At 60.7% G+C, this 19,684-nt stretch carries 17 protein-coding genes, 1 tRNA gene and 1 pseudogene; 5 read left to right on the forward strand and 14 right to left on the reverse strand.

What is annotated here, in order from left to right; genetic code table 11:
- Positions 1–11: 11 nt before the first annotated feature.
- Positions 12–1,310: a Shedu immune nuclease family protein gene (locus QJT78_RS31860; RefSeq protein WP_240537686.1), complete on the forward strand. Its 1,299-nt coding sequence runs from the start codon at positions 12–14 to the stop codon at positions 1,308–1,310.
- A gap of 183 nt (positions 1,311–1,493) precedes the next feature.
- Here QJT78_RS31860 and QJT78_RS31865 read toward each other — a convergent pair whose 3' ends face one another.
- From QJT78_RS31865 to QJT78_RS31880, 4 genes are all read right to left on the reverse strand, one after another.
- The gene (locus QJT78_RS31865) at positions 1,494–3,512 is read right to left on the reverse strand and encodes a hypothetical protein (protein WP_038944413.1); all 2,019 of its coding nucleotides are present in this window, start codon (positions 3,510–3,512) and stop codon (positions 1,494–1,496) included.
- 155 nt (positions 3,513–3,667) lie between these two features.
- On the reverse strand, positions 3,668–4,318 hold the full coding sequence (locus tag QJT78_RS31870) for a hypothetical protein (RefSeq protein WP_028152101.1): 651 nt from the start codon (positions 4,316–4,318) through the stop codon (positions 3,668–3,670).
- Between the two features lie 473 nt (positions 4,319–4,791).
- Complete coding sequence (locus tag QJT78_RS31875; RefSeq protein ID WP_028152100.1) at positions 4,792–5,742, reverse strand: DUF2971 domain-containing protein; 951 nt, start codon at positions 5,740–5,742, stop codon at positions 4,792–4,794.
- A 49-nt stretch (positions 5,743–5,791) separates the two neighbouring features.
- Positions 5,792–6,310: a hypothetical protein gene (locus tag QJT78_RS31880; protein ID WP_038944415.1), complete on the reverse strand. Its 519-nt coding sequence runs from the start codon at positions 6,308–6,310 to the stop codon at positions 5,792–5,794.
- A gap of 100 nt (positions 6,311–6,410) precedes the next feature.
- Between QJT78_RS31880 and QJT78_RS31885 the strand changes: the two genes are divergently transcribed.
- Entirely contained in the window at positions 6,411–6,641 is a 231-nt protein-coding gene (locus QJT78_RS31885) for a hypothetical protein (protein WP_038944416.1), read from the forward strand.
- On the opposite strand, the gene QJT78_RS31890 is transcribed toward QJT78_RS31885, so the two are convergent.
- Together QJT78_RS31890 and QJT78_RS31895 are read right to left on the reverse strand one after the other, a co-directional pair.
- Entirely contained in the window at positions 6,635–6,916 is a 282-nt protein-coding gene (locus QJT78_RS31890; RefSeq protein ID WP_028152098.1) for a hypothetical protein, read from the reverse strand. The two genes, QJT78_RS31885 and QJT78_RS31890, sit on opposite strands and share 7 nt — an antisense overlap.
- A 4-nt stretch (positions 6,917–6,920) precedes the next feature.
- Positions 6,921–7,196, reverse strand: coding sequence for a helix-turn-helix transcriptional regulator (locus QJT78_RS31895; protein ID WP_035972320.1), 276 nt, complete (start codon positions 7,194–7,196; stop codon positions 6,921–6,923).
- A gap of 159 nt (positions 7,197–7,355) precedes the next feature.
- Between QJT78_RS31895 and QJT78_RS31900 the strand changes: the two genes are divergently transcribed.
- Together QJT78_RS31900 and QJT78_RS31905 are read left to right on the forward strand one after the other, a co-directional pair.
- Positions 7,356–7,946: an SOS response-associated peptidase family protein gene (locus tag QJT78_RS31900; RefSeq protein WP_028152097.1), complete on the forward strand. Its 591-nt coding sequence runs from the start codon at positions 7,356–7,358 to the stop codon at positions 7,944–7,946.
- A gap of 85 nt (positions 7,947–8,031) precedes the next feature.
- Positions 8,032–8,784 carry a helix-turn-helix transcriptional regulator gene (locus QJT78_RS31905; protein WP_038944417.1) on the forward strand — a complete coding sequence of 251 codons (753 nt, stop codon included), beginning with the start codon at positions 8,032–8,034 and terminating at the stop codon, positions 8,782–8,784.
- Here QJT78_RS31905 and QJT78_RS31910 read toward each other — a convergent pair.
- From QJT78_RS31910 to QJT78_RS31925, 4 genes and pseudogenes are all read right to left on the reverse strand, one after another.
- Positions 8,777–9,655 carry a hypothetical protein gene (locus tag QJT78_RS31910; RefSeq protein WP_049807855.1) on the reverse strand — a complete coding sequence of 293 codons (879 nt, stop codon included), beginning with the start codon at positions 9,653–9,655 and terminating at the stop codon, positions 8,777–8,779. The two genes, QJT78_RS31905 and QJT78_RS31910, sit on opposite strands and share 8 nt — an antisense overlap.
- Before the next feature lie 20 nt (positions 9,656–9,675).
- Positions 9,676–10,505: pseudogene (locus QJT78_RS31915) on the reverse strand (TIR domain-containing protein).
- Between the two features lie 179 nt (positions 10,506–10,684).
- Positions 10,685–11,332 (reverse strand): DUF1780 domain-containing protein, encoded by a 648-nt coding sequence (locus tag QJT78_RS31920; RefSeq protein WP_028152094.1) that lies wholly within the window; start codon positions 11,330–11,332, stop codon positions 10,685–10,687.
- A 24-nt stretch (positions 11,333–11,356) separates the two neighbouring features.
- The gene (locus QJT78_RS31925; RefSeq protein ID WP_212497488.1) at positions 11,357–11,995 is read right to left on the reverse strand and encodes a hypothetical protein; all 639 of its coding nucleotides are present in this window, start codon (positions 11,993–11,995) and stop codon (positions 11,357–11,359) included.
- Between the two features lie 185 nt (positions 11,996–12,180).
- On the opposite strand from QJT78_RS31925, the gene QJT78_RS31930 reads away from it, so the two are divergent.
- Positions 12,181–13,179 carry a hypothetical protein gene (locus tag QJT78_RS31930; protein ID WP_155257973.1) on the forward strand — a complete coding sequence of 333 codons (999 nt, stop codon included), beginning with the start codon at positions 12,181–12,183 and terminating at the stop codon, positions 13,177–13,179.
- A 445-nt stretch (positions 13,180–13,624) separates the two neighbouring features.
- Here the strand turns inward: QJT78_RS31930 and QJT78_RS31935 are convergent.
- From QJT78_RS31935 to QJT78_RS31950, 4 genes are all read right to left on the reverse strand, one after another.
- Positions 13,625–13,700, reverse strand: a tRNA-Lys gene (locus tag QJT78_RS31935).
- A gap of 181 nt (positions 13,701–13,881) precedes the next feature.
- Positions 13,882–14,490: a Spy/CpxP family protein refolding chaperone gene (locus QJT78_RS31940; RefSeq protein WP_028152092.1), complete on the reverse strand. Its 609-nt coding sequence runs from the start codon at positions 14,488–14,490 to the stop codon at positions 13,882–13,884.
- A gap of 199 nt (positions 14,491–14,689) precedes the next feature.
- Positions 14,690–15,703, reverse strand: a complete 1,014-nt coding sequence (locus QJT78_RS31945) for a TRAP transporter substrate-binding protein (RefSeq protein ID WP_028152091.1) — start codon at positions 15,701–15,703, stop codon at positions 14,690–14,692.
- A gap of 222 nt (positions 15,704–15,925) precedes the next feature.
- Positions 15,926–19,528, reverse strand: coding sequence for a hypothetical protein (locus QJT78_RS31950; protein WP_049807858.1), 3,603 nt, complete (start codon positions 19,526–19,528; stop codon positions 15,926–15,928).
- Positions 19,529–19,684 lie beyond the last annotated feature (156 nt).

A 19,684-nucleotide genomic window follows, 5' to 3' on the forward strand; every position in this document is an offset into this window, starting at 1 on the left:
CGACCGTGGTCATGGGCGCAGAGCATTGGTCGTCCGGCATGATCAGCTTTGAAGAGGACGACCGAGGATTAGTCCTCCTGTACGAAGTCGAGAACAACGATCCTGAGTGGGTCTCCAAACGGCTGAAGGACGGCGGCGAGGTCACCGTAAGCAATGGCTTCACCTTTGAATCCGCCGACCTGTTGAAGGCTCCTTCGAAGCGCGGCGGCGAGGAGCCGATCTACGAATTCCGCTTCGCGGAGAAGAAAGCTGGCTATTATCGGATTCCGGGCCGGATTTTGGGGTGCGACCACGATGTGCTGATTGCGGTCAATGGCCTCCGCCTTGAGCGCAGGACCTTCATCGCGGAGCGCAACACCCGCATTTTCCCGCGCATCGAGAAGGTGAAGCCAACCTCCGGCGAGATCGTCGTCGGAGGTTCACGGCAAGACGGGATACCGGTCGAGATTTTCCGCGAGCTTCTGGCAAAATTCCCGAACTCGACCGAGCTTGATCGCTACGCCGCCGCGCGAGTTGAGACGATAGTGGGAGAGTTTTTCGATGGCAATGCGGCAGCGCGAGAGAAATACGAGGCCTATCTTGATCGCCGAGGCTCCATTGTGTCGGCCGCTTCCCTGGATCAGCCTGACCTCATACAAGCCGAAATCGACAAGTACGTGCTGTTGCGCGAAATCATATTGGCTTGGCTCGGAGATGCAACATCGTACAGCGAGAAGGACTGGCAGCGGCTGATCATCAAGGTAATCCTCCTGCTCTTTCCAAAATACGTTGCCGTGCTCGAAGGCGTCACTGTGGCAGATTTTTATTCCAAGCCCGGAACGCGAAAAAACAGGTTCATCGACATCTGCCTCATCGACGCCGGGGGAAGTATCGATGTCATCGAGATCAAAAAACCTTTTGACGACGTGCTGCTGAGTCGGGGCCTTTATCGGGGCAACAGCGTTCCGACGAAGGAGCTATCCGGAACGGTCATGCAGGCCGAGAAATATCTCTTTCACCTTTCGAAATGGGGCGTCGAAGGCGAGCGGCAGCTCACCAAAAAATACGCCAGCGTGGTCCCGAACGGCATGCAGATCCGAATTACTAACCCGAAAGCCATGGTCTTGTTGGGACGCGACAAACGAGCCGACGGGACATCCGCGCTTACGGACGAACAACTGTTCGATCTCGAGGTGATCAAGCGCAAGTATTCTAATATGATGGACATCCTTACGTATGATGACCTGGTGCGCCGCCTTGATAACGTTATCGCGTCCCTGTCCCAGCGTCGAGGCGCGGGTCGTTTTGTAGCGAAGAGCCTGAAACGTTAGGTTCCGGAGGTAAGGAGCAACAATACCATTCAGTTTACAGCATGAAGGCGTACTCAAAGATGGGTGTTTGCATGATCGGAATAATTGCTCGATGTGCCGCTGGTGCATGCGAGCGACGGCCAGGGCTCCAGATGGCTGTCCGGACGGAGCTTCAGGGGCGCAACACGCCATCACAACGCCTGCTTAAGGTGCACCGGAAACGATCAAGGCCTTGGGGGTCTCGGACGCTGTGGGCTTGATGGTCCGTCCGAACAGCGGCTGATCTGGAATCGTCGGGACAAACGAGAAATCGATTGGATCGAGGGTGTGCGTATAGTCCTTCAGGAGTTCCGGAACAAAGGGCGCCAAGTTGAGTGTCATGCCGTTGACCAGTTGCGCCGTGACCGGACAGGCCAAGTAGAAATTGATGTTCTGAAGGACGAGCGACGTTGGGCTCGGCTCGAAGTGTAAGCGAATGGGAGACGCCTTCAACTGCCCACGGTATTCGGGCCCGCCAGGCGAGCGTGCCAGGGTAACATCAACGCCGATCGACTGGGACGGTACGGTCACGTGAATATTCTTGTCCGCCGTCCACGGCAACTGACAGAGAATGTGGCCCGCGACATCGAGCGGCGTAAATTTGAAGCTGGTATCGAGGCTTGCTGAGCCGGTCGTTTCAAGCTTCATTGAAAGCTTAGCGAGGTCCGGGGCGAATGCCACGTTGTGGAAACATATCCTAAGGTCACCCGTGCCAGAAATGCTGCCGTCAAAGTTTCCAACATTGCCGGTGCGATGAAGCGCGTCGACCGCGCCCTTGTAGGTCTCGCAGGTACCCTTGAGAGCTGTCTTCTGCGCCTCGCATAGGCCCTTCTTAGTCGATTTTTCCGTTTCGCACTGAGCCTTCTGCGTGTCGTATAGCCCATTTTGGGTGGCTTTCTCGCCTTCGCACACCTGATCCACAACCCACGCACCCGCGTTGCATAGGTCGAAGGCGCGATCGTATGCCTGGTTTTGAGCGGCCTTCGCGATCTCGCAGGGAATTTTACGCAGTCCACTGCAATCCCTCGTATCGTGATTGTGGGTGCACTGAGGTGGGCGCCGGCAGTCCCGTGTGTCTCGCTTCAGGTCGCATGCCTGGGTCGGCGTACAGTCACCTTTCGGGGTGCAATCAATCGCTGAGGCATCCGGTGTAGGAATCTTCTGCTCGAACGTCTGCTTCGGAATGGCGCCCGAACCTGCAAGGCACGCCTGCGCCTGAGCGAATGCGCGGTTGAAGGTATCGGCAATCAGCGCCTTCGCAACGGCGACCCACGCGCCAGTCGAGACATCGCGAAGATCAAATCCGTCGGACATGCGGTGCGTGAAGTCGGCAGCAAGGTCACTAAAGGCGCCCTTCGAGACCGTCTTTGCGGTTATGGCGCTCCCGGGCGGAGTAAGTTGTGCGAGGACCATTACGCGGCTGTTGTCGATGAGCAGCGCTGCGCTACCGAGTTCGTAGGGGCTGCGAACGGGTTGCGATGACAGAGTGAGCTTGAAGCTGCTCCCGGAAGTGGGGTTGATCTTGATCGGCCCCGAAGGATCGAATTGATCCTGAAGGCTTGCGGGCAATTCGGCATTCAGGACCGGCGCGTTCGTCATCGTGCCGATGATGTTGTCCGCATAGCTATCGAGAAGGCTCGCAAGAACCGCGCCGGCAACGGTGGCATCATATCGCTCTGCGAGCGTTATCTTGTCGATGTGAAGCGATCTGAATGCTGGCAGGAGTTTCACCTGCATGGCGCGCTTTGGCGCGGTGACCATCGTCGTGGTGGCACTCAGGAAGAACTCGGCGCGCCCAACGACCTGAGGCTTGAGCCGTTCGATCCACGCGCGCTTCTGGGGATCGTCGCCAGCGCCCTCAGGACGTAAGGAGAGATCAAACGATCCGGTCACCTTGAGGAGTTGACGGTCCGCCTCGACCGACAGCTTCGTGAGGCCCTTGCCCTTGAGCAACTCGCCCGCGACCATCTCGATTGTCTTGACGTCGACACCAGCAGCGATGTTGGGGTTTGGCATCGCTTCCAGGGCGGCGAGCGCGCCGTCGATTGCGGTCTGGCGCTGTTGCTCAGACGTTACCGGTGGCCAATGCGCGTTGACGATGTCACGAAGATTATCGCCTGATAGCGCGTACCAGACTCCGCCGCCCGCAAGGACGGCAAGAAGGAGGAAGATACCCCAACGCATTGCCTCGCCCCGCAATCAGAGAGTGTAGATAGCAATGTCTACCATATCCGCGCGTAGCGCCCAAGGGACCGAAGCCACCCGTCGACAGGTTTGTACAGCCGCACCGTCTAGCTCGGGCGCATTCATCGATAATCCAGCAGGCCACATCCGACTGATTAAGGCGTGCCGGTGTGCTCAACGTGATCCGAGGTTCGCCTGAACACAGCATGCCAGTGTATCGCCAAGGCGAGCACCGCCACCGCTGTCAGCACAGCGAACAGTGTTGGTTCCAGTCCCGGCAAAAGGGTCGCGTTTTTCTCGCAGGTCATTTTCCCGCCCATGTGGATAAGGTCGGTGCAGATGCGTGCGGGGTCATCCAGTTTGGTGAGCGCGGACCAGTCCCAGATGCTGCTCACGGGCTTTGGCGGATCATCGGTCGTGACGACCATGGCACTGTTGAAGATGCGCCAGAAATGAATGAGGACCGTTGCGGGAAGAAGGGACAGCAGGAAGAGCATCACCCCTTGGTAAACCTTACCTTCCGGCGAATTCGTCACGATGCTTTCGAAGCCGACGATCGGGATACGATCGTGCCAGTTGCCCGGCGGCGTCCGCTGGGCATAGCGCAGTCCAACCAGCGAATTCACAAACAGAACGAGGCATGTGACAGGAATGCCCCACATCGCGGCGGGGACGCGGTTTCCGACGATCAGTTTGGCGCCGAACATCTCTTGCCCGCCCTGAACAACGATCCAAGTATTCAGCGCGTAATAGAGCAGAAACAGGCCGACGACTGTCCATATCTTGCTAAGTTGTTGCTGAGTCATCCCGTTTCCCACTGTGCGGCCGTTTGGAAGCGGAGAGTAGACAAGCAAGAACACGTCTACACAACGGAGAACTCGCAATTCGAGGGCGCACCGCGGAACTGAATGCTGTCGATGACGATAAAATGATGGAGCGCATTGTTGCCGGAATTACGCTGGCTGGCGGTCTCCAAAACTTGTTCTCGACTTAAGAAGCAACCGCATGTGCCGCGAAGCCCAATTGGGTTTGAACCTCGAAGCCACTCTGCACGTGCTTGCTGATGGTCAGAACAGTGATGCTACACAGAAGAGCCGGATCGTTCAGTCACGTTTGTTGCTACTGCGCCTTTACTAGTTGCGCGTGCGGCAGGCTCTTAGGTGCCGATGCCGGCAGTACGGCATCTAGTCCAGCATGAATGAGAGCGACGACATCTAACTGTTGACCATGCTTTTCTGTTCTCGCTCAGTCGGTGCAGTCCATCACTTCCCGGACCGGCCTACGATGCCCTATAGGGAATGTCGGATCGGCTGATCGGGAAGTTCCAGTCGATGCCGATGGAACGGAGCATGGTGCGCACTGTCCGCTCCGTGTCAGGCGGCGCCGCGGGACCGACGACGATTTCGGCGATCTTGTGCTGGACGCGGAGCGGCATCGGTTGGGCAATGTAGGGAACGATCTCGCTGCCGCGAAAGCGCGTGGTGACGAAGGGCGAGAGGACAGTCGGCGTTCCCATCATCACCAGGCGGACCTCCTGCTCGTGTTCATAAGCGGGATGCTTCGAGGTCAGGCAGTTCCAGACGAGGGGCGAAGCGATGATTTCGCGGACGAACTGGTCCATGAAGGGAATGCCGATAGATTTGTCAGCCAATAGATTGGCGTTGGCGTTCGCGGTCGTGAGAAAGATCGCCGCGGCTTCCTCGAGACAAGCTTCATGCCGGCCGCACACATCGGCGAGACTGTAGCGAACCGCGCCGACGAACTCCGGGAGTTGACCGGGCGGCGGAGCGTCGGCGACGGCGAACAGCGAGGGGGAAAGTCCGATTGCGACGCCCCGCCCGTTGTCGGCATAGGCGCGCCATTGGCCGAGGTCGTCCCGCGCGCGGCTGAAACAGGCGATGAAGAACTCCAGGGTCGGCGCGAAATTGTCGTGCCGAAAGAGATCGAGGAAGCAATCGAGAAACAGCCGAACACGGCCATCCGCTCCGGTGGCGATTTGGTGCGCCACATCGCGGGCCATGTCGATGCCATGGGTCAGCTCGCTCGGATCGTTGAGGTGCCGGTAGTCGGTGAACCAGATCTGTCCGGCTTCGAGAATGCCCTTCAGACCGCGCACGTCGGTGTAATGATAAAGAGTCTGCGTAATCGTGCTGTTGGTCTGCTCGGACAGCAAATGCTGGCTTGTCCAGTCCTTGAATTTCTCGATCGCCTGCTGAAGCTCTTGGGGCATTGGCACATGGCCAGGATCGGTAGCGGCGGTTTTGGACATCGGATCGCCGTCAAGCTGCTGGTGTAAGGAGACGGCCGCTGGCGTCCATCTCGAAATGAATGGGATGGCTGATCGCCGCGAGGTCGAAATAGCACCGGCCATCGACCAAAACCGGCCAGGCGTACCAGGGCGACGTGCAGGTCGAGACCAGGTAGGTCTCGTCCGGCGCGTCGGCGCGGACGCTGGCGACCGGCAGGTAAGCCTCAGTGACGCTGGAGACATTGGTGAGCTGCACGTCATTGTCCTCGAACACGAGAACGGTCCGAGCGGCATCCGACTGTTTCCAGCGGGCGAGCTTGGGAAACTTCTTTTCGCAGGCGCGCGCGATGCGCTCTACCCGTGGTGTCTCGGCGCCGCGCGTCAGATGCTTGAGCTGGAAGCGGCCCTCCATGCCGGCGATGCCGGCGAACCGCACCAGCGATACCTGGAACGGCACGCTGGTCGGCTGGGTTGTCACCAGCGTGCCCCGATAGTCGGCATAGCGTCGTGGCGGCAGCGTCGGAGCGGTGGCGGTGATCCAAGTGAGCAACGCAGTCTGAATGGCGCGGACCTCCGTCGGCCAGCATGGCGCTCAGCGATGCAGTCGCAGCCGCCTGAAGCAGCAGGAACAGTGACGATGCGCGATTCTGGTGCGCCATGAAGCCGTCGAACGGCTCTATGCCTGTGTGCTCCAGGGCATAGAGCTGGCCGCCAAAACGGAACGTCATCTCGACGCGGGCATCCGCCGACGTCTCGCTCCCCCTGTCGCGGATCTGCACGTCCGAGCGCGGCACGCGCTCGCGTTGCTCAAGGTGCTGGACGATGCCCTCGCACGTCTCGGTTTCGTGAAAGGCCAGCATCGCCGAGCCCCTCCTCACTGACGCTGGAAAGCACCGGGCTGGTTGCCGCGATTGCTGCAGACGTAGGTCCGCCCGGTGGACTCGCTTGAGATCATCACTGATCCGCGACGGGGCTGCAGCACAGCGCGGATCGCGCGCTTGAAATCGACCCACGACATATCCTCCGGCCGCTCGATCCGCAGCGCGGTCCTGTGCGGGATCGATTCGACGTCGAGACCCCAGGATCGCAAAATTTTCTTTGCGTTGCGGATGCTGTCGCCGACGACGCGGTTGAACTCTCCAAAATAGGTACGCATGACATCACTCCTCATCTGAATCATCGGCAGCAAAAGCGATCGACACCGTCGCCAAGCCGTTGTTGCGGCTGAATCCAATCAAGACCCCTTCCCGATTCAGGGCGAGACGGATTGCTTTCAGTGTCTCAGGTCTGGAATCCCGTCCACGCTCGACGTTGGAAACCGTGCCTGCAGAAATGCCGGCCTGGGCCGCGAGCCCTCCCTGATCCAGACCCGCCATCATACGCGCGGCCGCGTAGGTGCGGCCGAGCGCCTGACTATTGGAAAGATTGAGCGGCATTTCCCATCCTCGGTTCCAAGATAATAGTATTAAATTAATTATGACTAAAATATGGCGTATATCTTATAGCTGTAATTTAAAGGCTGATGGCGATTGGGCGTCTGGCAGATCAGCGGCGGTCCCCCTCCTGTCCGGTCTGCTCGTTGCTACATGGCAAGGATGTGTAACGAGTACGAGCGACACATTCGCTGGGCTGAATACTGCCGGATGCTGGACCTCTCGCTCGGCATTCCGACCCGGCAGAGCGAACTCGACCTGCCGCCGTCCGATGACGTGCGGATCAACGAGACCGCGCCGGTCATGCGCGAGGCCGATGATGGAATCGAACTCGTGCCGATGAATTTCAGCTTCCCGCCCTCCGGCGCTCGGGGCGGGCCGGTATTCAATTTCAGGTCCGAGGGACGGCAGTTCGATACTACCAACCGTTGCCTCATTCCTGCATCAGCCTTCGTCGAATTCACCGGCAAGAAATATCCGAAGACCAAGCATCGGTTTACCCTGAATGGCGCGCCCTTCATGGCAATTGCCGGCATCTGGCGCGAGGGTCACGGCAATCATCCGCCGGCCTTCACAAAGCTGACGACCGCGCCCGGCGCGGATATGGAGCCCTATCACAATCGCCAGATCGTGGTGCTCCGACCCGAAGATTGGTCGGCTTGGCTTCACCTCACAAAACCTGAGGACGAACTGCTTCGACCGCTCGCCGCGGGCGGGCGGGTGGTCCAGACTGTGCGCGAGGGACGCGCATGAGCTTTGAGCTTCCCACGCCTGAAGGATTTTCCGGGCTCTTTTGGCCGGCGAGGATCGTGCATCCTTTCGGCCATGAAAGGAGCCCATGCCGATGACGACTCAAGACCTGTTGGACAAGATCACACAACTGCCAGAGAGGCCAATCGACGTCCCGACGGCGCCGCCGATCGAACTGGTGGCATTCGTGGTGCGCTGGAACCGCGGCCTGCGGCAATGGAAGACGACGACACTCGCCGGCTTCGCGCGTGTCTCGGTCTCGACCGTGGAGCGCATCGAACGCGGCGAGCGCGTGAGCGACAACGCCCTGGATAGGATCGCCCAGGCATTCGGATATGAGGCGGGATATTTCACGGCGCCCCGCCTGCCATTGGACGCCGAGGAGGCGGCCGCCAGCCTGGTGGAGACCTATTCCCATCTTGAAATCGTCCCGGTCGGGCCGATGACGTCGCATCGCGCTGTTCGCGACGCCGCGCGTTGTGATGCCGTCCTGATTCATCGTCCGGAGGTGTCTGACGTCTATGACGATGACATCGCAGGTTTGCAGGAATGGCTCGATCTCGCGTCATTTATCCTGTCGGATATCGCCGATCCCCCGCCGTCCGAGCGGGGTCGGCGCGACCTCTACAACGACATCCTTGCATGTGTGGGCGACCTCGAACGACGGGGCCTGACCGTCCTGTCGGGGGTGATGCCGGCTCCGCAAGATCGTTTGCCCGACTGGAAGGTCGCGGTCGTCTCGATCACGCCGCGGCTCACCGACCCCGGCGCGGCGAAGCGGCGGCACCTGATGGTCGATCGCCGCGTGGTGACGTTACCGTCCGGGCCGAAGACTACGTGAGGCGCCGGCCTCTCCGGCCGGCGATGATTGCGAGCATGTTCACGACCGACCAAGTCCCTTCGGCGCAGAGCGCGGCGGTTCTAAAATCGGCGAACCGCTTGTGCTGGAGCGCCAGGGCCAGGCGGACCGCCGCCTTGGCGTGAGCGCGGGCCTCTTCGTTGCTTGAGCCTTTCAGCTCCGCTTCGAAGATTGCCTCCAGCATCCGCTTGGCGTCGGTGTCGCTCGGGGTCTTGTCGTCGATGAGCGGATGCCGGGCGGGATCGTAAACCTCCTGCGCCACGGAGATCAGAGCCTCGCGGCAGAGCAGCCCGACGCCTTGATATTGCTCCTCCGTCTTGGCGCTATCGAGCCGAAGCCGCATCTCCTGGAGCTGGCGGTCGACTTTCTGCCAGCCGGTCGGCTCCTCGAAGACGACCGCGCGGCGGGCGGATTGCGCGACAAAGATCGGTTTGCCGGAAATGGTCTTTCCGGCCACCACTTGATAGCCGTCAGGCGTCAGCGCCTCGTTATAGACGCGCACGAGCGTCGATACTTCATCGTCGGCGGGCCGTACGACCGGGTGCACGGTCTCGCAGAGAAAGCGGAGAAATTCGGCATCCGGTCCGTACATCAAATTGAACCGGCGATCGTAGAAGACCCAGTCGCTCTCCCAGTCGCTATTACGTACACAGTGCTGATAGATGTCGCCGGCGGCATCTTGATAGCGATGGTCAAAGGACGGAAGCTTCGATAAGTCGTAAAGCCTTGCCAGAAATTCGTCGTCCTGCAGCCGGCCGGCCCAACTCAGCTTCGCAATGCTGAAATGGTCGATAACGGCCCGGCGCGTAACCTCCGAGATTTCCTTCGACGCTTCATCTACATCGAAGGTCATCGGTGTCCTGTCCATAGTAACTAGGCGGGGGCAAGCACGGCCAAGCGCTCGCAGATGAATTGTGCGATCTGCGCCGGGCTGAACCTGCGCGCGTCGACGTAGCCGTCGGTCTTGAAAACGCCGTCGACAGCGCCGTCGTCGGTTCGCACGAACATGATGCGGGCATTGTCGCGCTCCATGATGATCTCCCTGATCGCCCGAAACTCGATGCCGCACCAGTCCTTCCTCTGATAATCGGAGCCCAGGAACACGACAATGAGCTTGGAACGATACCGATAGATCTCCTGCAACAAGGTGTCGAGCGATGGCCGCGCCAGTTGCGACACGTAGTTGCTGTCGTAGAAGTATGAGTTCGGGCCGATTCTTGCCTCCAGCTCGCGCGCGACTTGTTCGACGATCGCTCTCACCTCTCCCGGAAAAGAAAGAGCCACGTCGAAATCATGCCTGGTGATATCGACAGTCTTGGTTGCCTGCCCGGTCCATGACGGCAGCGTAATACGCCGCGCGGCATGCAATTCCTTCGCAAGATTGACATCCTTGACCGCCCAATGCGTCCGGTTCATCTCCCAATTACCGATGTCGAGCTCGAAGGTGAGCTGTTCCAGATCGTCGGCGGACAGAAATGGATCAATCGCTTGGAGCTCGTATTCGATCCGAACCTGTCCCTGCCGTTTGGCTAGGCGAAGATACACGGCAGACGTTTGAGTTCCGAGACGGCGGCATCGTCCAGTGCCCCGAACCGCTCGGTGATCGCGTTTTCGGTGTATTCGCAGACACAGCGCGAGAATTCGATCTGCCAGGGCTCGCCGTTCCAGGCCTGGGCATTGGAGGAAACAAGAAGATTGTACATCGAGACGACCGCTGTTGCCGGTTTCGGGATTAGGCTTCGTGCTTTGGAGGTGTTACCGGCGGTTTTATCGGAATTTTCACGCCGGCGCACTGATCCGATCGTCCAAGGTCCGACGAAGATGAGCAGAAATCCCCGCTGAGGCCGTTCGGCAAGGGCAAGCGCAGATCGCCAGTGGCCTATCAGGGATCAAATAGCCCATCGAGTCCGGGCCATTCGTTCAGAACCCGCCCGGCTCTCGCGCCGAAGACCGCCGGAGCGGTTGGCGCCGCGAGCAGTACGACGCCGTAGGGCACAAAGAGCATGGAGACAGATCTCCAGCCCTGGGCTTGAAGCACGGCAGCGGCCCGCGCATGATCGGCGGGCACAAGCGGCCACAGGTGCCGATTGTGAAGATCGACGTAGACCAAGGCGTCCAAGCTCGCGCACGTGGCGGTGCCATAACGCGCGGCTTTCTCCGACAGACGATCGGCGACGAGCTCTGCCGCATCGTCGAACGACATCGGCTGCGATGGCTTGTACGGCTCCAGTACATCTGCGACACGTTGTGCATCGCGATATCGGTCCTGACGCAGACGCCACTCCAGTCCGCGTCTCTTGTTGCCAACGATCTCCATGATTTGGAAATCGGCGCTTCGGAATCTGACGTCGATCGGCTCTTCGCTGCTCGCGATGATCTCGCCGTCCTCGAAGGCTTCCCCGGCGCAACGGAGGAATGCGCGCACGATCATGCGCTCACGCTCCGGCTTTTGCGGATTTGAGAAAAGGCGCCGGGCGCGATCAGCGTATTCGCGCAGTTTGGCGAGACTTGCGTTGTCGGAAAAGGTCATTGTCTCCAAAGATAACACGCTTGGTCACGGAGCGTCTTTGACTTGTTCTTCACATGGCACCGCGGTCGCGGCAATCGCGTCGCGCAACTCGGTCAGCTCCTGGTGAATCCCGGCGCAGCGCCTGGTCGCGTCGCGCACCTGCTGGACATCGAAGACGTTTGGACCGTGGTCGGCGCGCTCGAATTCGTCGAGATATTCAAGGTTCTTTTTCACGAGCCCGACCCGATAGGGCTGGTACGGCTTGCCCTTGAAGGCGCCTTCCCATGTCTCGCCATGGACCAGGAAATTGCGTATCGGCCGCAACTCATCCAGCTCCTTGTAGAGGCGTTGCAGCGTCGCCTTGTGTTCATCGGGCACACCCCCGAAGTCACACCATTTCTTGAAGATCTTGATTTTGTCTGCGAATGTTCGCCCGGAATATTCGTCGAACAGCGCTTCGAGCGGCGCCTCATTGATGAGGTCCATCAACAGGAGCATCCTGAACTCGACGCGGCCCATCTCGGTCAAAAACTCCCCGAGCGCCTGATGTATCGCATCGGACGGTGTTCGCACCCCAGACTTTAGGCGGCGCCGCCATTTCCGTCGCCGTTGAGCTTTTCTTGAGTTCCTCGACATAAGTATCCCATAAGCAGGACCGAGGCCCACTGGCCGGAGCGTGTTCACTTCGATATCCCAGCCCGGGGGTGCCGCAATTCGGCGATCCTCTTTCAGTAGCAGGACAGTGCCGGGCGGCGTAGGGCTTAAGTTCGCTGCGGCGACGGTTGGTGACAATGGCTTGGCATAAGACTTCAGACGGTTCGTTCCTGGATCATAGCGGTAATATTCTGTTTTTCAGCAAAGATCGGTTCGTGAACGATATCTGTCTTGGCCGCTGCTGCTTTATCTGCGGCGCGCAGCCTGGGTCAAAAGTGTTCAACGACGAGCATGTTATTCCCGAGTGGGTGCTGCGGAAATTCAATCTGTTCGACAGGACGATCACCCTGCCGAATGGTGGGACCGTCAAGTATGGACGCTTCAAAGTCCCCTGCTGCCAGGACTGCAACTCGCTGATGGGACGCCAGATCGAAGAGCGGATCAGCAAGGTCGTCAATGCCGGCCTGGAGGCCGTGCAGAAGCACATCGCCGAGGGCAACGGGTTGGAGTTCTTCGTCTGGCTGGGCCTGATCTTTCTCAAGGTCCATCTCAAGGATAGGGAGTTTCGAATACACCACGATCTTCGCAAACCGGATGACAAGATCGGAGACCTGTATGACTGGCAGGTACTGCATCACATGCACTGCCTTGTGCGATGCTTTGTGAATGGAGCTTCTCTGGAGAAAGAAGTGTTTGGATCGCTGGGAGCTTTTGCAGCGAAGACCGCGGGATGGCGTGAGGAATTTGACTATGGCGACATATTCGACGCCCAGACCATGCTGCTGAGGCTCGGAAATGTTGCGCTGGTCACGACGTTCAACGACGCATGCGGAGCAATAAATGGCGCGATGCCAAAACTCGAGAAAATCGAAGGATCGTTGTCAGAAATCCAAGCGCGCGAGGTCATGGTTGACTTCGCCTTCATGAATCTGAGTCTGAAACAGCGCCCGCGTTTCTATACCGAGTGCGACGTGGGGAACGAGACGATCACCGAGAAGGCCGTGATGCCAGATCCCTTCGAGTTGGGTGAACTCAACTTTGCACTGCGAGGACGTCTGCTGCGCGACTCGTTCGGCGAAAGCGTGAAGCAGATACGAGTCGCGGGGAAGACGCAGCAGGAGATCGAACAGGCGATCGACGGTGGACGCTTCAGCGTTTTGGTCGATGAAACTGGCACGTTCATCAAGCAGAGTTTCACGCCTGATTCACGGTGAGCAGCGGGGTGTGATGATCTCCACAGCAGGTGCTCGTGACGATCTCAACGTACAGCAGAACACGACGAAGCCTAGCCGGCGATGGAAGCGAGAATATGCTGCGGCTGGGCCTAGTGATTAGCGCGGCGGAGTTCGCCAACGTCCGCCGACGCTTATTCAACGGATATTCGACGACTTCTCCAAAACGGATCTAAGTCATTGAAATTTCTGGCGCTCCCTAGGTGAATCGAACCCCTGTTTCAGCCTTGAGGGCCAAGTCATCCGTTTGATTATCATCGCAAGTCGAGTTCAGCGACGGAAGAAGCTCCCACTGCGACCCGTGTGCTCCTACGCCGATCACATTGTGGAGAGCAGACTGTTAAACAGGCTCCCAAAAACACCGTTTGAAAAACCGTTTTAGTTCGGTCGTCTCAAACGGTTCGCGAGGGTAAGTCATTGAAAGACTTGGTGGGCGCACCAGGGCTCGAACCTGGGACCCGCTGATTAAGAGTCAGCTGCTCTACCAACTGAGCTATGCGCCCGAAAGGCGGTCAAATGCCTTGCGAGGCCGGTCGTTTAGCAAAGCGATCCGGGTATGGCAAGCGATGTGGCGTATGTTTTCCAAGGTTCTTCCACAGGCCCGAAAATGCGAAAAGCCGCTGGATTCCAGCGGCTTCGCCAAGGCCAATCCCGGGGTTGATTCCTCGGGAAATACGGGGTGGCTCAGAGCCGGCCCTCGCGATCCCGGTCCGGGCCGCCGTCACGGTCGAAACGGTCGCCGTGGAAGCGGTCCATGCCGCGCTCCATCATGCGGTCCATGCCCCGTTCCATGAAGTGTCGGGACGGGCCGTCCCCACCGCCGCCGAACGGGCCACGGTGGCGGGTCAGCACGGCAAGGCGCCGCTTCTGGCCCTCGTCGAGCGTCTTGTAGAGCGGATCGGCGGCATCGGCGATCTTCTTCAGGGCGGCGGAGGTCGCGCCCATGTCCTCGGCGCGCTGGCGCAGGCGGGCGACCGGATCCTCGGGCTTGTCGGCGTTCTTGCCGGCGTCACCCGGGCCCGTATTCATCCGCGCATTGGCGCGGTCGATGCGCAGCTTGGCGAAGTCGCGCACGGCAGCCTCGACCGGCGGCCACAGCTTCTCCTGGTCGGCGTTGAGCTTCAGCCCGGCATGGACGGCGGCGATCCGCGCGTCGACGAAGGCGGCGCGGTCCTCCGGGTTCATGCGGACGTGGCGGAAGTGCTCCATCCACGGACGATGAAATTGGGCATAGACCGCGCCCGAGCCGGCGATGCTGAGCACGGCGATGGCGGCGATGGTGAACTTCCTCATACGGACCTCCTCTGGAAGGATGTCGGTGAGGATGAGCGCCGGACGGCTGACGCGCAACTTACAACTTGGACAGAGAGAGCGTTCTTACGAAGATGTAACTCCCCTGAATGTCCATTCAGATGCAGACTGAAATGATTTGCAACAAAAAAGGCCTCCGCGCAGGCTGCACGGAAGCCCCTTCATTGATGGTCGATCCGGATCAGTTCGTCGTGCTCTTCGATTCCTTGAGGAACTCGTCGATCAGCGGCTGGCCGACGCGGCCTGCGGCGTCCTTGTAGACCGGCTCCATCGCCTTGCGCATCGCCTCGTCCTGCTGCGGCGTGAGCTTGATGATCTCGCTCTTGCCGCTCTTCTTGATCTCGGCCAGCGCGTCGTCATTCTCCTTCTGCGACTGCGCGTTGTTGAAGTCGGTCGCCTCCTTCATCGCCTTCGACAGCTGGTCGCGGATGTCGGCCGGCAGATCGTCCCAGAACTTCTTGTTCACGATCACGACGTAGCCGATGTAGCCGTGATTGGTCTCGGTGATGTACTTCTGCACCTCGTGCATCTTCTGCGTATAGATGTTCGACCAGGTGTTCTCCTGGCCGTCGACCACACCGGTCTGCAGCGCCTGATAGACTTCCGAGAACGCCATCACCTGCGGCAGCGAGCCGAGCGACTTGAACTGGGCCTGCAGCACGCGCGAGGACTGGATGCGGAACTTGACGCCCTGGTAGTCGGCGGGTGCGACCAGCTTCTTGTTGGCGCTCATCTGCTTGAAGCCGTTGTCCCAATAGGCAAGGCCGGTGATGCCCTTGGAGTCCAGCAGCTTGAGCAGCCGGAGGCCGAGCGGGCCTTCCGTCACCTTCCGCAGCGTCTTCAGGTCCGGAAGGATGTAAGGCAGATCGAACACCTCGAATTCGCGGATGCCGAGCGGGCCGAACTTCGAGTTGGACGGCGCCAGCATCTGCACGCTGCCGAGCTGGAGCGCCTCGAGCTCTTCCTTGTCCTTGTAGAGCGTCGAGTTCGGGTAGACTTCGATCTTGACCTTGCCGCCGGTGTACTTCTCGGCGAGCTCCTTGAACTTCTCCGACGCCTTGCCCTTCGGCGTGTCGGTGGCGACGACGTGGCTGAACTTGATGATGATCGGCGATTGGGCCGATGCCGGCCCGGTCAGGGCCAACGCCCCGGTCAAGACCGCAACCGATGCCGCAGCCCAAATGAAATTCCGCATGCTTCCTCCCGCACGTTTTTTGGTGGGGCACGAACCGTCGCCCCCAAGCCTTAGATTCAAGACTTGAAGGCAGGATTATAGGGAAGCGGGCACAGGCGCCATTGCCCCTTAGCAGGGGGCGGCTTGCAAAAATGCGGTATCCGGAGGCGAAATCTGCCGGACTGGGTCACGCAGGGCGATGGCAGGGAAATCCTGCCATCGCCGCTACCGCCTCTCGCAACCTCAGCCGTGCAGCGCCGGCGCGAGCTGGGCCTGCTGCGCGACCGCCGGATCGGTGATCAGGGTGCCGCCGTGCCCGTCCGAGGAGATCGCGAAGTCGGCCGCGCTGTACTGACCGAGCAAGTGCAGCGTCGCGACGTGGGTGCCGTCGGAGACCGTCAGTGTGCCGCCGGTGTTGTCGTTGTTCTGCGCATAGGCCATCGAGGTCAGACCGTCGCTGAACAGTATGTCGCCGAGATCGAGACTGTCATGGTCCTGCCAGCCGGAGATCGTTCCCGTGAAGGCCGACGCCTGGGCCAACACCAGCGAGGCATTGGGACCGGCGAAGATCACATCGTCGATCGTGCCGCCCGCATGGACGAAGGCGAGCGCGCCCGAGCCGATCGTGGTGTCATCAGCGCTGCCGCCGGCCTGCACGTGCTGCGTGCCGGACAGAACCGTCGTGCCGGTTGCGCTGCCATACACATATTGCACGCCGCCGTTGACGATGGTGGCGCTGGCGGCGCCCCAATCGACCTGGACTCCGCCGGCATTGATCGTGGTGCCGGTCGCAGTACCGTCGGCGTAGACGCTCTGCTGGCTGCCGGCGTTGACCGTCGTGATCGACGCGTTGCCGTGGAGATACTGGAGGGCGCCATTGCTGATCGTGGTCTGGACCACCGTGCCGCCATAGACCGACTGGACGCCGCCATCCATGGTGGTGTTGATCGCGGTTCCACCCAGATAGACGTCCTGCCCGCCGCCATGGATCGTCGTGTCCGAGGCCGTGCCGCCGCTCTCGACGGCCTGCAGGCCCGAATTGATCGTCGTGAGGCTCGCCGAGCCGAACACGTACTGACCGCCGCCGCTGATCGTCGTGATGATCGTGAAGCCCCAATCGATCTGGATGCCGCCGGCATTGATGGTGGACCCGGTCGCACTGCCGTCGATGTAGACGTTCTGCTCACCACCGGAATTGACGATGGTGTTGAAAGCATTGTTGTGAACGTGCTGGAAGCCGCCATTCGCGACCGTGGTCTGGATCGCAACGCCGAAGACGTTCTGCGTGCCGCCGTCCACGGTGGTGTTGGTCGCGATACCACCGCCGAGGATATCCTGGTCGCCGCCGGCCTTGATCGTCGTGCCGTCGGCCGAGCCGCCGATCTGGATGTACTGATTGCCCGAGATCACGGAGTTCGAGGCCAGACCGAACACCAGCTGCGCGGCCCCCGCGGCAACCACCATTCCATTGGCCGAGCCCTCCAGCACGACCGCCGCGCCGCTCTCGACCTGGATGTCGGAATAGCCGGACGCGTCCTTGATCCGCCAGACGCCGCTCTGGACGTCGAGCTTCTCGACATTGACGACCGTGCCAAGGAGCGAACCGGAGCCACTTCCCGACAGCACCAGCGTGTCGACGCCGTCGCCGCCGTCGATCGTGCCGGTGACGATCGAAGCGGTGGCGAGGTTGATGCTGTCGTCGCCTGCCCCCATCGAGACGTCGCCGGTGATGGAGCCGCTGTTGGTGAGCGTATCGTTGCCGCCGTCGGTGGCGACGCTGCCGAAAATGCCGCCCGTGTTGGTGACGGTGTCGCCGAAGGTGCCGACGATCGAGATCGCCTCGCCGTTGTTGCCGCGGATCGTGCCGTCGTTGATGATGGTCATGACGCCGAAGGCGCTACCGTCATTGCTGTCGTCCACGGTGATCGCGCGCTGATCGCTGATGATCAGGCCGCCCACCTCGTTGTGGACGAAGCCGCCACCTATCGCGAGCGCCTCGTTGAGGCCGTTGGCGCCGCTGGTCAGGCCGACCGCCGCGATCGTTCCGAAATTGTCGATCGAGACCAGACCGTCGACATCGACGCCGTCTGCGTCAGCACCGCCGACCGCCGTGCCGGTGATGGTGCCCCGGTTGGTCACTGTTGTCGTCGTGTTAGCCGCGCTGTCCATGTTGATGCCGGAGCCGCTGCGGCCGATGATTGTGCCGTCGTTGTTGACGGTGATCGGCTGGTCGCCGGTGATGGCGTGGCGGGCGCCGTCGATGATTCCGCCGGCGTAGTTGTTGACCACGCCACCGGTGTTGACCGACTGGAAGTCGATCGCGTCGTTGCCATCAGAGGCCGCCGAGGCATTGTGGCTGACGATCTGACCGTAATTGTTGATGGTGGCGTTGGCGCCGGGCCGGATCGCGTCGGCATCGGCCGCCGAAATCACGCCGGTTGCCGCGTTGTTGATGACGGTATTGGCGCCGCTCGAATTGATGTCGTCGAGATCGAGCGCCTGGCCGGCATTGCTGCCGGTCCCGGTCGACGAGATCGTGCCCTCGTTGTTGACGGTGAAGGTGCCGCTCTTGCCCGAGACCAGGTTCGAAATCTTCACAGCGTCCTTGGTCGCGGTGATGGTGGCGCCGGCCTTGTTGTTGATGGTGAGGCTGCCGCTCGTCGAACCGCTGGTGGCGATCGCGCGGCTGGTGCCGGTGATGGTGCCGGAATTGTCGACCACCGCGCCGGGCGAGGTACTGCCGCCGATCCAGGTCACCGGGGTCGAGCCCGACAGGGTCGCGCCGGCGAGGACGGTCAGATGATCGTTGTTCGCCAGCGTGATCGGGTTCGACGAGTTGCCGGAGACGAGGGTGCCGTCGTCATTGGCGATGGTGCCGGTCGCCGTCGCGGTGCCGATCGTGACTGCCGCGCCCGGATTGCTGGCGCTGGTGAGCGTGAGCGTAAAGCTCTCGTCGGGCTCTGCGGTGGTGTCGCCGGAGATCGTGATGGTGATTGTCGCCGAGGACGCACCGTCGGCGAAGCTGCCGCTGAAGGTCGAGGCCGGCAGCGTGCCGCCGAAATCGGCCGCATCGGTGGTGCCGGCGGCGAAGCTGCCGGAGAAGCTGAGCACGCCGGTGGTGCCGCCGGTGCGCGCAATGGTGAAAGTCATGGTCTTGGTGCCGCTCTGCCCCTCGGCAACCGACACGCTCGGCGACGAGAACGAGATCGTCTGCGTGGCGGGCGCGGCCACGGTGAAGGCGGTGGTCGGGAACGGCGCGTCGGGCGTGGTGCCGTCGGTGCTCTGGTCGCCGCTGCCGTTCTGGGTCGCCCAATTGGCGGTGTTGCCAATCGCGGCGAGGTAGTCGGCGAAGCTGGTGAAGCCCGAGCGCGGTCCGTTATAGCCGACGATATCGAGGCCGCCGGTGAAGCTGACCGCGGTCTGACCGGCAACGAGGCCGGTGCCGGTCAGCGTGCCGTCTGAGGTCGCATAGCCGACATTGGAGATCGCGGCGAGGAAGGTCGGCGCGGTCGAGCTGCCGACATAGGCGTAGACGACCTCGCTGTCGTTGGAGAGGCCGGTATTGTTGGCGTTGGTGAAGGTGGCCGAGCCGGCGCTGGTCCCGAACGTGCCCTTGCCGATGTTGTTGATGTCGATGACGGTGCCGGCGGGAATCGCGCCGGTCGCGGTCCAGGCGATCGTGCTTTCGGCGTTGCTGCCGGTTGCGAAGCTGGTTCCGTTCCAGTTGCTGTCGGTGAAATTGATGACAGTGCCCTGCGGGATGTCGGTCAGGGCGACAAAGGACAAATTATCGTTGCCGTCGCCGTTGAAACCGGTGAAGGCGATCGAACCAGCGGAAAGGGGCATTCCAAATTCTCCAGCAGCAAGGGCGCGCGACGCTGCCGGTTAATGGTAAGCGCTCCTTTCTACGCACCTATGCAGTTGAGCGCGGGGATGGGATGAGGTGTCCACCATGAACGAGGTGGACACCATCGATGATCACTCCAGAAGAACTTTTGAGAC

The sequence above is a fragment of the Bradyrhizobium sp. Mp27 genome (genome assembly GCF_029953005.1).
Taxonomy (GTDB): Bacteria; Pseudomonadota; Alphaproteobacteria; order Rhizobiales; family Xanthobacteraceae; genus Bradyrhizobium; species Bradyrhizobium barranii.